Origin of the sequence: Mucilaginibacter sp. PAMC 26640, from assembly GCA_001596135.1 — a bacterium.
Classification (GTDB): domain Bacteria; phylum Bacteroidota; class Bacteroidia; order Sphingobacteriales; family Sphingobacteriaceae; genus Mucilaginibacter.
The window spans coordinates 3,347,460-3,360,718 of the sequence record CP014773.1; the positions used below are offsets into that span (position 1 = coordinate 3,347,460).

Annotated in this window: 11 protein-coding genes; 3 read left to right on the top strand and 8 right to left on the bottom strand. The window is 44.5% G+C overall.

The genetic code is table 11. From position 1 onward, the window contains the following. Positions 1 to 51: 51 nt before the first annotated feature. Positions 52 to 771: a hypothetical protein gene (locus A0256_14580; protein ID AMR32562.1), complete on the top strand. Its 720-nt coding sequence runs from the start codon at positions 52 to 54 to the stop codon at positions 769 to 771. A 190-nt stretch (positions 772 to 961) separates the two neighbouring features. Here A0256_14580 and A0256_14585 read toward each other — a convergent pair whose 3' ends face one another. The 3 genes from A0256_14585 to A0256_14595 all read right to left on the bottom strand — a co-directional run bounded on the left by A0256_14585 (position 962) and on the right by A0256_14595 (position 7,047). Further along, positions 962 to 2,182 carry a hypothetical protein gene (locus tag A0256_14585; GenBank protein ID AMR32563.1) on the bottom strand — a complete coding sequence of 407 codons (1,221 nt, stop codon included), beginning with the start codon at positions 2,180 to 2,182 and terminating at the stop codon, positions 962 to 964. Positions 2,183 to 2,302: 120 nt separating this feature from the next. Beyond that, positions 2,303 to 3,733, bottom strand: coding sequence for a hypothetical protein (locus A0256_14590; GenBank protein AMR32564.1), 1,431 nt, complete (start codon positions 3,731 to 3,733; stop codon positions 2,303 to 2,305). A 29-nt stretch (positions 3,734 to 3,762) separates the two neighbouring features. Further along, complete coding sequence (locus A0256_14595) at positions 3,763 to 7,047, bottom strand: SusC/RagA family TonB-linked outer membrane protein (GenBank protein ID AMR32565.1); 3,285 nt, start codon at positions 7,045 to 7,047, stop codon at positions 3,763 to 3,765. Positions 7,048 to 7,381: 334 nt separating this feature from the next. On the opposite strand from A0256_14595, the gene A0256_14600 reads away from it, so the two are divergent. After that, complete coding sequence (locus A0256_14600; protein ID AMR34557.1) at positions 7,382 to 7,870, top strand: hypothetical protein; 489 nt, start codon at positions 7,382 to 7,384, stop codon at positions 7,868 to 7,870. A 591-nt stretch (positions 7,871 to 8,461) separates the two neighbouring features. Here the strand turns inward: A0256_14600 and A0256_14605 are convergent. The 5 genes from A0256_14605 to A0256_14625 all read right to left on the bottom strand — a co-directional run bounded on the left by A0256_14605 (position 8,462) and on the right by A0256_14625 (position 12,407). Beyond that, positions 8,462 to 9,298 (bottom strand): AraC family transcriptional regulator, encoded by an 837-nt coding sequence (locus A0256_14605; GenBank protein ID AMR32566.1) that lies wholly within the window; start codon positions 9,296 to 9,298, stop codon positions 8,462 to 8,464. An 11-nt stretch (positions 9,299 to 9,309) separates the two neighbouring features. Continuing rightward, positions 9,310 to 9,861: a hypothetical protein gene (locus A0256_14610; GenBank protein AMR32567.1), complete on the bottom strand. Its 552-nt coding sequence runs from the start codon at positions 9,859 to 9,861 to the stop codon at positions 9,310 to 9,312. 186 nt (positions 9,862 to 10,047) lie between these two features. After that, positions 10,048 to 10,992 (bottom strand): hypothetical protein, encoded by a 945-nt coding sequence (locus A0256_14615; GenBank protein AMR32568.1) that lies wholly within the window; start codon positions 10,990 to 10,992, stop codon positions 10,048 to 10,050. Between the two features lie 42 nt (positions 10,993 to 11,034). Continuing rightward, positions 11,035 to 11,727, bottom strand: coding sequence for a hypothetical protein (locus A0256_14620; protein ID AMR32569.1), 693 nt, complete (start codon positions 11,725 to 11,727; stop codon positions 11,035 to 11,037). Positions 11,728 to 11,807: 80 nt separating this feature from the next. Further along, positions 11,808 to 12,407 (bottom strand): cupin, encoded by a 600-nt coding sequence (locus A0256_14625; GenBank protein AMR34558.1) that lies wholly within the window; start codon positions 12,405 to 12,407, stop codon positions 11,808 to 11,810. A 436-nt stretch (positions 12,408 to 12,843) separates the two neighbouring features. Between A0256_14625 and A0256_14630 the strand changes: the two genes are divergently transcribed. After that, positions 12,844 to 13,167, top strand: a complete 324-nt coding sequence (locus tag A0256_14630) for a competence protein TfoX (GenBank protein AMR32570.1) — start codon at positions 12,844 to 12,846, stop codon at positions 13,165 to 13,167. The last annotated feature ends 92 nt before the right edge of the window (positions 13,168 to 13,259 follow it).

Here is a 13,259-nt window from a genome sequence, read left to right on the forward strand (position 1 = left end):
GAATCTATAAGCGCATCAACAATACTCCCCTGCGATGTACAGGTTGTTTGCATGGACGAACCGGATAGGATCGCAACTCCTGCCGGTTTAAATTTGAACATCCAGTCTATTGAAGATACCCCACAGCTACCGCTAGCTGCTGCGCGAAATAGGGGGATAGGCGCTACCCAAACCGATAACGTCATATTTATAGATGTAGATTGCATCGTATCGCCTACGTTATTTGCTAATTTACTGGCAGGTTTGCAAGCGGACAAAATAATTGCTGCCTATCCATTATATCTGCCTGCGGTGCCAGAAATAGTAAATTACGCAGCGCTTAAGCGCCAGGCAGTGAGCCATCCCGCCAGAGAGCACATACCTGCCGGACAGGCCGTTGAACATTTAAAATTCTGGTCGCTGATATTTGCTATCCAAAAGCAAACTTTTAAAAAAATTGGTGGCTTCGATGAATCGTTTTTAGGATATGGGGCAGAAGATACAGATTTTGCCATGATGTTTGATCGGGTAGGCGTTAAGCAGATTTTTGTACGCGATTACATTCTACATCAATATCATAATAAGCATGATCCACCGCTAAATTACTTTGAGTCAATTATTAAAAACGCTATCCGATATCAACAAAAATGGGGTGTTTTGCCGATGATGCGCTGGTTGAAAGCATTTGAAAAAATGGGACTGATAAAAATTGATGAGGCAGAAAACATCACTGTATTTCAAAAACCTACAGACGATCAGATAAAAAACAGTCTTTCGCTTTATCCTTATTGATTCCTGACCATTTTTTTCGAAAGCTTATTCATAAGCTTGGTATCAGGTAATGATGTGTGACTGCATCAATGCTATACCGAGCTATATAGAGCAGGTGGTTTTTGCAGGCTATAGTTCGAAAGTAATTTTCAGGAGTTGATGACAGTGTTTCTACCCTCACAATTACCTATTGTAGTTTTTGTTAAATATGCTAATTGTTATCTTCTAAATCTGCTATCTGTTGTTCCAATTTTGGGATGTTAATTACGCGAAGATTTAGTACGCATAAAACCATCATCACAGCGAAAAACGTAAAGGAGATTTCCCAGCTGAAACTATTTTTTACAGGGCCGATCAGCGCTGCACCCACCATAGAACCCACCGCGCCAATGGTCATGTAGAACGTAAATTGGCTGGCAGAGACGCGCTTGGAGCAGCATTGCATGGCAATTGCAAAAACACCGATCTTGGCAAACGCGTTCACCCAGCGGTAGATGATAATGTAGCCATATAAATAATTTGTGTTGTGCCAGTACTGATGTAGAAAGCTCAGCAACAACGTTTGCGCGCCAATAAAAAAGAAATAGATATAAATCATCCGCTTCATACCGAAACGCTCAATTAGCCAGCCGCCCAGCAAAATACCTGCAACGCCGCCGGTTAAGTCTGCCACTGCAAATGCGTTTGAATAGTATACATGCGTCCATCCGGCAACTTTAACAGCAAATATGGGTAGCAGCTTTTCGAAGTAGTTGTAGGATCCCTGTGACAGAAACAGCAGCAGTGCAAGTAAGAAAGCGTTCCTCAGGCTAAATGCAGCGTAGAGTGAACGATACATATCCATCCAGCTGTTTATCTGGATTTGCTCATTGCTTTTGTTCGCCTTCCCCTCCGACCAGGGAAATAGCCGCTCCTCCTGATGTTCCCTTATAAGAATCGGCACAATTGTAATTAAACCTACTATAGAAGCAATAACGGCTGTAGAAATAAAGAAACTATAACGTTCCAGCAGCCATGTGCTTAGCGCCAGTGCAAAGGAACTGCCGATCATCCGAGCGCCGCCCATAAAGGCGTTTGCACGGGCTTGTTCCTCTGCAGGTATATTATCTACTGCTAAGCCGTCTGTTGCGGCATCTTGGGCCGCCCCGAAAATTGATACCAAAAACCCGCCGGCTATGAGTAAAGATAAATGATTCAATGGGTCTTTTACAGAAGCCATAACCAGCAAGCTTAAACACAAGCCTGTTTGGCATATTATTACCCAGGGCCGCTTGCGGCCCATGGGTAGAAAGGTATACCGATCCATCATCGGTGCAATAAAGAACTTAAATGTCCAGGGCATGGCGCAGGCTACATCGAAGGCGCCAATTTCTGTGACGGATTTATTGTTCATAGCCATCCAGGCCGGTATGCCGATGAATAAAATCCCCATAGGCAGCCCTTCAGCAAAATAAAGGGCTATGAAGGTAAAATATCTTAACGAAACACGCTCCGCTAGAGAAGACAATCGGATGTTTAATTTCATAAGCAGTAGCTAAATTTTCCTGTCCTGTTAAGGGAATATGGAAAGTTTGGTAAATTGGTCAGCAAGTGGTTTGGGCACATTCGGATTGGTATTAATTTCAACCTGCGGATAGATAAACCGCTGTGGTTTTTGTGTGCCTGTATGTAGCGGGATTGGCAACTGTACCACAGGAACAGCAGTAGCTAAGCGCCGATAATCATTGAACGCCTCATACTGCATCAGGAAACAGATATACCGTTGTGAAATAATTTCGTACAGCATGGCTCCCTGCAAGTCAACAGGATTAGTGTTGTTGGCTAATCCGCCAGGGCCAAAATCAGCCAATGTATAGGCATCATATCTGCGGCCGGTGCTACCAAACGTACGGCCGTTATATATGCCGCTATTGAGGCTTGCTCTTACCGTATTGAGTGCGATCAAAGCATCATTATATTGACCAAGGCGCGCCTGTGCCTCTGCCAAAATCAATTGGTTCTCGTAATAGGTTAGCAGCGGCTGCGGGGCGCTGGCTACAAAGGCGCCATCAACCGTATTGGCGTCAAGGTTATCGGTGCCAGTGACGCCGGTTTTAAAAAAGTAATTGTATAGCGCCGTTTCGTCTGTTTTAGTGTTGGCAGAGTGGATGCGTGATTGCAGGAGGGTTGGTAAGTAAGCGCCATTAAATCCGGCATCGCCGATGCGTGACACGGCAAAAAAATCATAGTTCTGGTTAATATCAACACCTATACCTGTACCATGAGGTATCAGCGCATCCGCATCCGCTCCGGCGATGCCCTGCTGTGCGTATTTAACAGCCTGTGCGTAATCGCCGGTATGCAGGTACAAGCGTGATTTTAGCGTATTTGCCGCAGCTTTCCACTTTTTTACATCTCCTTTGTAAATAAAATCTTTGGTTGGATAGGCAGAGCCGGTGTTGGCAGAAAGATTCATAACCGCATTGTCCAGCGTAGTTTGCAATGCTGCATATACGTTCAACTGTTTATCAAATACAGGGGTAGGGTACCGGGCGGCATCAAAAGCCTGGCTATAGGGCACATCGCCATATAAGTCGGTAGCTTTGGCTATCACTAAGGCCTCCAGCACCTGTCCTATACCTTTACCCCAGGCATTCCCCGCAGAGTCTGCCTTTAACTGCATCAGCCGTGCCTGTCCGGCTACCGGATACAACGGGCTCCAGGTAAAGTTTTGGGCCGACACAATGTATTGCGCATAACCCAAGTGTGCACGGGCTAACCCGTTCAGTTCTCCGGCCCACATCGAGGCGATGCGCACATCAGTGTCCTCGTGCAGCAGGCCCACACCCAATAAAGTGCCCCCCATCAGTGTGGGCAGGTCGACATTGGTAACCGCATTGGGATTACTATCGATGTCGGGATTGTTAAATAGTTTTTTGCAACTGGTTAGCACGCTAACGGTGAAAGCAGCACAAAATATCATTATAGTAGTTAAAGTTTTCATATAACAGCAGGGAGGCAGATTAAATGTGATTAATATCTGATTTGTATCGAGAATAATAAAGAACGGGTGTTGGGGTTATTGAACCAATCCTGCCCGCGCGACAAACCAGCGCCGGTAACATTGGTTTCCGGGTCAACACCGGTATACTTTGTCCATAGCGCCAGGTTCCTTCCTGTAAGGCTGAAATCTACAGCAAAAAGGTGTGTGAAATGTTGAAAGCCAGTTGAGTTTAAGGTATAGGTAAGCGTTACCTCACGCAGGCGGGTGGCGCTGCCATCTTCCACAAACTGTTTGTAAGATGCGGTGTTGCTGGCTGAGCCACGGCCCTGCCACCATGCCTGATTAATGGCTACCGGACCGGCACCAAAATCAGTTAGGTAGCCTTGGAAAGAGGTGCCTGCCGGAATTAAACTACCATTTACATCGCGCACACCGCCAGCAGGCGCAATGGTTGTACGCCCCTGATCTCCATGCGTACCTATGCTATATAGCGAACCGCGGGTTCCGTTAAATACGGCATTGCCGGCTACCCGGCTGAACAGTACATACAGCGACAGTTTTTTATAGGACAATGTAGTACCCAAACCGCCCTGCCATTTTGGATTAGGGTTCCCCACAATTTCATTGCTGATACCCGGCTGCGGAAATCCATTCTTATCCAGAACATACTTGCCCGATCCGTCCTTGAGGAAATCGGTAGAATAAAATACACCGAAAGGCTGACCAGGTATGAGAGAAGCCAGTTGCAAAAATGCATCGGGTAGGGTGTACACCGTGGCGCCGGCCAAAGAGTTCACTTTATTGCGGTTGGCTGAAAAGTTAGCCGATATATTCCACTTAAACGCGTTATGATTTATAATATCGGCTCCGGCATCCAGCTCAATACCCTTATTCGATAGAACCGCGGCGTTGGTATTCCGAACGGTAAAACCAGTTTCGTTGGGTACGTTAAGGGATAGGATGGCATCCTTTGTTTTATTGGTGTACACCGTACCCGAGAAAGTCACCCGGTTATTAAACATCCGCAGATCAAGGCCCAGTTCGGTTTCAGTTTTACGCTCCGGTTTTAAATAATCGTTACCTTCAACAAGGCTTCGGCTGTAACCACCACCATAAAGTGCGCTGGTAGATGCCAGGCCGCGGGTAAATGTATCCCCGTATACCGCAGGGTTAAATACGGTAAAGTTTTGGTAGGGTTGGGGCTGTATACCTACCTGCCCCCAGGTAAAACGCAGCTTTGCAAAGTCAAGAAAGGGAAGCCTGCTAAAGGCCTTTAACTTGGTCAACTGCCAGGCCAGCGCTGCTGATGGGAAAAAGAAGCTACTTTTGGTTTTGTTTCCGAAAGTAGATGCGCTTTCATCGCGACCGGTAAGCGTAAGGTAAAACATGTCCAGTGCCTCCAGGTCTGTTTGCAGATAGTAGGCATAGGTTCTGATCAACGACGTGCTGTTTCCGGCAATCAAATTCGAATTGAGGGCATTGGTTAATATATCTGGTGCCGTAGGCACAATTAAATTTGTAATAGCATCCGAGCGTGTGCTGCGGCGCCTGTTATTATAGTTGAAGCCTGCGAGCAGTGTACCCTTAAGCTTGTCGCTCCAGGTCTTTTTGGCACTTGCAAATACATCGGTATTGAACTGATTTTCCATCAGCAGGTTTTTAGACAAGTAACCATTTAGAAAAGTGGCTGAGTTCCGCGCAAAGCGCTCTGTACGGTCATCACTAAAATTATCAATGCCCGTTCGTCCGGTGATATTCAACCAGGTAGCAGGCGTGACATTTAATTCCAGTGTTCCGGTAATGCGGTCTACATCACTGCTGTTGCGGTTATTGTACAGATTCCAGATAGGGTTTGCGTAGATCGTTCCCAAATCTTTACCTAAAGGATTGCGGTAGGATACGTGCGCATTTTGGAACACTTCGCCGGTAGTGCTGGTATAGGTTCCCGTATAATAACGCTTGTCAAAATCAGCTGGAGTGCGGGTAGCGCCCAGCATGAGCCCGTCCACATTGTCACCTTCTTGATTACGCAGAGAATTGATGTTGGCATATCCGATATTAGCTGATCCCCGCAGCCAGCTATTAAATTTAGTCGTAGCATTAATACGGGCGTTATTGCGCACATAACGGCTGAATGCTTTGGTAATTCCATTTTGAGTAAGGTTGCCATAGCTCATCAAAAATGTTGATTTGCTGTCGCCGCCACTCAGGGTCAAATTGTTCTCCCAAAAATGACCGGTTTGAAATATATCTTTATAATGGTTATAGGTATCCGTAGCGTTCTTACCGCCATGTGGGTTACCCGCGCTGCCCGGTGCGATGGCATACCGCTGCGATCCATCCGGAAATGCAACAAAACCCTGATAGCCTGCTGTGCCGGGCGCATTAATGTAAGTATCACCACCACCGGTGCGTGAAGAAATTAAATCTCCAAAGCTCACCTTATTACCTTGGTTATAAAAGCCACCCGACCCTTGCCCGTACAGGGACTGCAAGGGCGGCAATTTATTAGCCCGGTCAAACGAAACGGTAGATTTATAGGTAATGTTCAATTTCCCATTAGTGTTTCTGCCGCCTTTGGTTTTAATAATGATAACGCCATTAGCGGCTCTTGTACCCCACAGGGCAGCGGCCGAAGCACCCTTTAGCACTTCCATGCTTTCGATATCTTCAGGATTGATATCATTGATGCGTGATTGCTGAACAATACCGTTTGCCGCTGCGGCGCCAAAATTATCGTTTGCGTTGCTTACTGGCATACCATCTATAATGAATAGCGGCTGTGCGTTACCGTTGATGGTATTTTGGCCGCGTACCTGTATATATCCACCAGAGCCGGGATCGCCGCCGTTCCGTGTTATCAGAACGCCTGAAAGTTTGTTGCTCAGGCCTAATAACAAATTAGCCTCGCCACTCTGCGCTACGCTTTTACCCTTTACCGTAGAAACAGACGAGGCAAATTTATCGCGCTGCGTTTCAATGCCGATAGCATTAACAACCACTTCATTCAACTGCTTATTACTCGCCGTTAATTGAATATTTATTGTTGTTTGTGTGCCAATAGTTAGCTCTGCAGCCTGCATGCCTACCTGTGAAAATACCAGTATGCTTGCGCTGGACGGAGCACTTATTGAATAACGTCCCTCAGCATCTGTCATAGTGCCGGCAGTAGTTCCTTTTACCTGGACCGAAACACCTGGTAATATTGCACTTGTTTCCAAGTCTGTAACCTTTCCGGTAACCATAATGCCTTGTGCATGGATCTTTGAGAATGAAAAGAAGACGACGATACTTATTAGTAAAGTTTTAATCATAAATAGTAATCAGAAATAAATAAAATAGAGATGACTGTTGTTTTTGGTGTACCTATGATATAGCTTTTATATATATAGATAGATTTGAAAAAAAAGGTCAAATGTAAAAATTTTAATTTAAAGTTGCCCTATAGACTTTATTGCGAATAAAAATTAATTTGTTTTTAAATAAATTTCAGCGTTACGCATAAATCGGTGTATTGATCTATGGTTTTTATCAAAGCATTGCATACAGGCGAAACCATTAAGCTTAAGCTTTTTAGGTGTGGGTTGGAACATTATAAGCAAACCACCCATATTTTGAGAAAATATTTGATTACTTTTAGGCATGAGTATGGTAGGTAATTTACTTAGGGTAACAAATTCTGAGCTGCAGGAATACTTAAAAGACAGTTCGTTATTGGAAGATCGAATCTATAACGATGAAATTGACGATATAAAATTAACGGACATTGATACGGCCTGGGAAGGCATTGTATTTTTATTAACGGGCCAGTGCATGGCCGAGGCTGACCACCCTCTCTTAGCTGTTCTATTTAGCGGTCGGGTTATTAATGAGGACCAGGATTTAGGCTATGGGCCCGCCCATTATGTGACGCCTGAACATGTAAAAAATCTCCACGATCAAATTTCAAATTTTACCATTGCTGATTTGAAACAAAGGTTTGATCCGTTAAAAATGACTGGATTAGGTGTTTATCCGGAAATTTGGGAGGAAGGAGAAGAAGCGTTTAATTATTTAAACGAATATTTCGTGACCGTACAGCGAGTTTACCATAAAGCGTCAAGTAACAACGAAGCGATCATTACATTTTTAAGCTAAGGCAGGAGAGCCAGGTTGAGCGCTTTAACCACGGGTCTTGCTTTGAATAAAATTTAAAAAGTAGTTTCCTATTGGGGTGTAGAAAAAGGTCAAGAGACTTTTGACAGACTTTTTTAATTAGGAGCGATAAAAAATGAAAAGCCATACGATATTGCCCGAGAGCTAATAACGACATCTATTAAATTCTCAATTGTAAATATTATTGGCGATTGGTTAAGTGAACTAGTCAGCATTGCATTCAAAGAATTACCATTACCAAAACCCCAAGAGAAAAAATAAACCCGAAATAAAATGGGCTGCAGCTAATATGGCACTTGCGCCCCTTGACTTGTGCGAGTGGGCAGCTCCGGGTAAGATCATGTCGCATTCATGAATTTCGCCCACATTACTAGCGGATCAAACGGTTTACATTAATCAAACATGGCAAACGATAATATTTGGAGCTTTGCTTTGCAGGTAGCTTCCGGCTTTTCTAACATCCCGGCTATTTCGAGTTGATTGGTTAGGCACGAGTACGCCGCCCAACAGGTCTGCGTTGCACAATAGCGCCAGGATGTTTCTGCACCATGATAGGGCATTTGGCACTCCGGTTCAAACTTCTCTAATACCAAAAGTTCTTTCCGGCCCCTTGGCACTAAACTTTTCAAATGCTGTGGGGCTTAAACAGGTAAACTCCTTAAAATCTTTCGCTAAGTGCTGGTAGTCATAATAACCAAGGTCTATTGCTATTTTGAACCAGTCTCTTTTGGGTTGAGCATTTTTAATCTTCATGGCATTTTCAAACCGCGCTATCCGTCCGTATAATTTAGGGCTTATACCTTCCCGTTCTAAAAATTGACGGTAGAACTGTCGTTGACTTAAACAGGCCTGCCCCGCAAGCCAATCCAGTGATGAAGCATTGGGGTTTTTTAATAAATACCGACTCACTTTATCGATAGGCAATGCGACTTTCTTCGACCTGCCGACCAGGTAATGTAAAAAGCCTTCTACAACACCGATCATCTCTTCGTGATGTAAGGTGTTGGCCAACCGTTCATTCACAAGTCTAATTTCTTTGGAAAAGACAGCCTCCGCATCTATCAAAGTATTAGTTAGTTCGTATGAGGGGATACCTGTAAGCCTAAATAAAGCTCCCGGCTGAAAAACCACTTGAAACACGAAGAAATTGCGTCCTACGTGCCTGTTGGTTGCGATTAAATGCTGGCTGTTAATTCTTGATCGTGGCGTATCTATCAGTTTACCATTAAATCCATATTCTACTCTTTCAGGGTCACGCGGTGTAAATGACAGGGAGTTTTCTGCCCTTGGCCAGTAAGCTTTAATGGGCAACTCGGCCATGCTGGCCGGGAAATGACAGCCAAGGATCTGGTAGAGCCTGACATATTCACCTAATGATGGGCTGGGCAGCCGATAATCGTAAGTTGACATGAGTGCATATTTTACTTAATAGCTAATGGTGGCCCCACGATTCTCATGTCGTGACTTTCGAATATTCTTACGGCTTCCGCCGACGTAGCATTTTGTTTTAACGCACTTAAAGCTCGGAAAAAATCTTCCATTTTTCCGGCTGGGGTGAAAAAATATAAATACCGTCCCTTTTCGCTCAACTGCGCGGGGGCATGTGATGTATTCCGGGGAATAAAGATGGTATCGCCGGGGAATAAGTGAAATTGCTTGTCGCCCAACTGAAAAAGAAGCTCGCCCTCAAGGATATAAAAAGCCTCATCCTGCGCAGGGTGGATGTGAAGTGGCGGGCCGCCTTTTACGTAGCCAGTGTACTCACCAACCGTTAATACCCCACCGGTATCTTTGCCGGACAACTTGATATCTATTGGACTGTTGCCTACAAGCATGGTGTGCTCGTTAAAGCGATTTTTGCCTTTTTTTAATACAAAGCCTAATCTGCTCGTCGAAGTTGCAAATAAATTTCGTACAGACGATAATAATAAGGTTATGATACTGGTTGTAATTAAAAATTTTCTGCGTTTCATATTTTTTAGAAGTTTAATATCAAAGATGACGATCGGACACAGCATATTACTGGTACACAATGGCCGTAATTGCCGTTTAAAGTACCGAGCCTGCCCAAAACCTGATCGAAATATGGTTTAAAGAAGCCATCAATATTACAAGCACCGCCGCCAGTCAGATGCTTACTTAGAAATCGACACACAGCCTTAAAGCGTTTTTGCAATGCGGAAACCAAGCCCGCTGCTCCTGTAATTAGCAATGGTTGATCCAACTGCCGGTGCCCAGTTCCTGGACGAAGATCTGATCATCGCTGGTGGATCGCCCCAGTCGCCACCCCGGCATACCCGGTATGCATCCGATACGGTACCGTTCATAAAAGCCAGTTCCCCGGTAAACTTCAACTTTGATTTTATTTGATAGGCAGAACCATCCAAGGCTTCACCATAGTAGGAAGGTGTTAAAAAATCTTGTACATATTGCAGCACATTGCCGTGCATATCATAAAGGCCGAAGGCATTAGGCGGAAAAGCGCCTGCAGGCGACGTTCCAAGCCATTTATCCCTACCTGCGATACGGCCGGTACCGCAGCAGGCGTCTGATCCAAAATTAGCATGGTCATGACTTGCAGTTGGTCCCCATGGATACGCTGTAGCGGTTCCTGCCCGCGCGGCATATTCCCATTCTGACTCTGTTAAAAGGCGGTATTTTCCGCCGGTCTGCCTGCTAAGCCATTGCACATAATCAATAGCATCCTTCCAGGTTACACAAACTACAGGGTGATTGTTGTCCTGAGGAAAGTTTACTTTTCTCCACGAAACGGATGAGTCAATGATCATGCCTGTTTTGCCTGCAATAGCGCAGCCCGCGGTAGTTTGCCGGTGAGTGGCAGATACGAACTTCGCCCATTGTCCACGGGTTTTATCGAACTTGCTCACGGCAAATTGGCGGATTGTGACCTTCCTTTGAGGCATTTCTTCCGGGTAAGCTCCTGGCTCATTTGCCGGTGCGCCCATCATAAAACTTCCGGATGGGATGACCACCATTTCCGCATAATCTTTTCCGTCATTGAAAATTTGGCCAGGGATGTCATGATTTTGAGTGCATGATAACAAGGGTAATAAAAGCAGGGCCAGTAATTTGTCTTTTCTCATGATAATGGTTTATTGCTATTAATGGAATATGCCTGTAGGCAATCAATTTAACAAGCCTGATTTTTGTTGGTTCTTTTCAACTTTTCGCTTGAATATTTCCTTCCAGTTCAGTAGTAATTCCGGAACAATAAGAGCGAAAAGCATCAATGACCAAAGAATGATACTGAAATTATCGGGAGTTATTCTGCTGTAAAAAGGAAATGGGTTCGGCACCCGTGATAAGACAAAGATCAAGGTGATTCCATAACTTCGGCTCATCCACACTTTGTGTGTGGAGATTTGCCGGTTAACAGCGGTCACATAAGCGATCACTGTCGTCAAAAACCAGAGAACAGCCTGAGCTGCTCCTGCGGATTCGAGGTAAATTCCGCTGCCGGGCACCGGATATTTCTCTTGTATAATGATCGCCAATATGGATGCCGGCAAAACAGCACACACATATATTGTTCCCAACTTGCGGTGTAGCGCAGGGTAAGCTCTGCGCATCCTCGACGAGAATTGTAAAGGCCCGATGACAAGGGCAGCCATCCCGCATAAAGCATGAGGGAAAATGAGCCATAGCATTTCTGCCATGCGCTTGTGAAAAATATTGTTTATGCTAATAAGTGGCCACTCCGTAAAGTAAAGTACAGATAAAAACAGTACGCCAATAAAGATATATAACCTGGTTTTACTACTTAAAGGTAATATCAGTCCGCGAAGTGAACTTGTTGGTGGATTGGATTTGTACCTCATGGTTAACTTTTGAGCACCGTAATAGTGTTTAACAAAAACTGTTACTAAGGGGGTATTGACGTGATTAGTGAAGTAATTTATCAGCCATTGAGCCCGTATCGCGCTATTAATGGTTGTCTTTTTTCAGGGTAAGTCGTTATGCCGAACCGTGCATCAAGCTCGGCCGTCCGTTTGGCAACACACGGATCAGCCGGTGTCAAATTATTTTTGCGCATTTCAGGAATGATCCGGTGAAACAGTTCTTCAAGAAAATCCTCAAAGTTTTGGTTAAAATACATATCAATAAAACGAAGTGGTTTATCCGAGGCATTCCAAAAAGTATGCTCAATCAACCGGGGCCGGAAGTGCCAGCCTCCGGCCATTATTTCTTCCGCTTTACCATTTAACCAAACTGTTGCTGTACCTTCCAGTACCAGCATAAGTTCATCAAGTTCTGCATGCACGTGAGGTGCTGGCCCCATTTGCCGTGGTGCTACCGCGGCTTCTACACAGGAAAATTGCTTGTTGGTTTTTGAGCTTCTAATCCAAGTGCGAATGTCCAGACCACCCGGCCCGGGCTTCAACGGCGCAAGGGGCGGTAAATAAAAAGGTTGCCCTAACTGCGATATATTTGTGACTGATGTTCCCACTGCGTTCGAGGGTACGCCTCCAAATCCTAAAATAGCGCCTACAAGTGCCATTTTTTTAAGACTCTCCCGTCGGCTTTTGTTGATCTGCTCTTTCCTGTTTTCCATGAATGGTTATTTGAATAAAAATCCGCTTTTGATTGATTGGATGTCTATTGTAAATTTATGGAAGATAAAAGTGACGGAGTGGTATAGAATGGACATTCTTCATTTAACTATCTAAAGTTCTGGTATTTAAATGCAGGTGTTTGTGACAAGATCTAAGACTCATTCAAATTCCCTTCGTTCCCCATGCTGGCGCAAGCGTAGGCTAAACCTAAATAATCAGTCTCACCGTCGCTTCAATCCTCTGGCTTCACCCTTGCATCCGTCATTGTATCCCGCCTGTTCACACTTAGACAGCCGAAAGCTAACACGCCAACTGTTAAAAACCATTTATAGATATTATTGTCTTATTTTACAATCCTCAATTCAACTAAAAACCTAACCAATGGCTTCCGATCAAAATTTTGTGGACTTTGCTATCGACCAAATCAAAAATGCAGGAGAAATAACCGCTAAAAAAATGTTTGGCGAATATGGCATTTACGCTGACGGAAAAATATTCGGACTGATATGCGACAACAAATTATTTATAAAACCGACCATTTCGGGGCGAGAATTTATTGGTGATGTGATTGAAGCACCACCATACGAAGGCGCAAAATCAAGTTTCCTGATAGAAGAAAAAATTGAAAACAGTGATTGGTTGAGTGAACTAGTCAGCATTTCCCTCAAGGAATTACCATCACCAAAACCGAAAAAGAAAAAATAAACCCCTTGACTGTCGCGAGTATGCAGCGCAGCGCCGGGAAAGAACGTGGTGTACTCGTGAATTTCGCCTACATAACCAGCGGGTCAAATGAA

Excerpts from the sequence above, each read along its gene's own strand:
- A0256_14580 (AMR32562.1), top strand. The coding sequence starts at position 52 with ATGGACGAACCGGATAGGATCGCAACTCCTGCCGGTTTAAATTTGAAC.
- A0256_14585 (AMR32563.1), bottom strand. The coding sequence starts at position 2,182 with ATGGGGATTTTATTCATCGGCATACCGGCCTGGATGGCTATGAACAAT.
- A0256_14590 (AMR32564.1), bottom strand. The coding sequence starts at position 3,733 with ATGAAAACTTTAACTACTATAATGATATTTTGTGCTGCTTTCACCGTT.
- A0256_14595 (AMR32565.1), bottom strand. The coding sequence starts at position 7,047 with ATGATTAAAACTTTACTAATAAGTATCGTCGTCTTCTTTTCATTCTCA.
- A0256_14600 (AMR34557.1), top strand. The coding sequence starts at position 7,382 with ATGGTAGGTAATTTACTTAGGGTAACAAATTCTGAGCTGCAGGAATAC.
- A0256_14605 (AMR32566.1), bottom strand. The coding sequence starts at position 9,298 with ATGTCAACTTACGATTATCGGCTGCCCAGCCCATCATTAGGTGAATAT.
- A0256_14610 (AMR32567.1), bottom strand. The coding sequence starts at position 9,861 with ATGAAACGCAGAAAATTTTTAATTACAACCAGTATCATAACCTTATTA.
- A0256_14615 (AMR32568.1), bottom strand. The coding sequence starts at position 10,992 with ATGAGAAAAGACAAATTACTGGCCCTGCTTTTATTACCCTTGTTATCA.
- A0256_14620 (AMR32569.1), bottom strand. The coding sequence starts at position 11,727 with ATGAGGTACAAATCCAATCCACCAACAAGTTCACTTCGCGGACTGATA.
- A0256_14625 (AMR34558.1), bottom strand. The coding sequence starts at position 12,407 with ATGGCACTTGTAGGCGCTATTTTAGGATTTGGAGGCGTACCCTCGAAC.
- A0256_14630 (AMR32570.1), top strand. The coding sequence starts at position 12,844 with ATGGCTTCCGATCAAAATTTTGTGGACTTTGCTATCGACCAAATCAAA.